The following is a 223-nucleotide window of genomic DNA, read 5'->3' as shown; positions in this document are numbered from 1 at the left end:
TGCTATTGCTGCTTCTGGAGCCGATATCCCAGCAATATTAATACCTACGCTGATTAGTACAATAAACCCAATTAGATTTACATGTATTAAATGCAACTTGAGCAATAGTGATAAGTTCAGGTGTTGCTATTGCTGCTTCTGGAGCCGATATCCCAGCAATATTAATACCTACGCTGATTAGTACAATAAACCCAATTAGATTTACATGTATTAAATGCAACTT

The 223-nt window shown here is 35.9% G+C and carries 1 protein-coding gene; it reads right to left on the bottom strand.

Going from position 1 to position 223, the window contains the following annotated elements; genetic code table 11:
- Positions 1-37 precede the first annotated feature (37 nt).
- Positions 38-223: hypothetical protein (locus tag BHE89_RS24850; protein WP_286145859.1), on the bottom strand; the 186-nt coding region annotated here is incomplete at its 5' end.

It is taken from the genome of Shigella sp. FC1967, assembly GCF_001743005.1.
Lineage (GTDB): Bacteria > Pseudomonadota > Gammaproteobacteria > Enterobacterales > Enterobacteriaceae > Proteus.
This window is presented reverse-complemented; position numbering and strand designations above follow the sequence as displayed.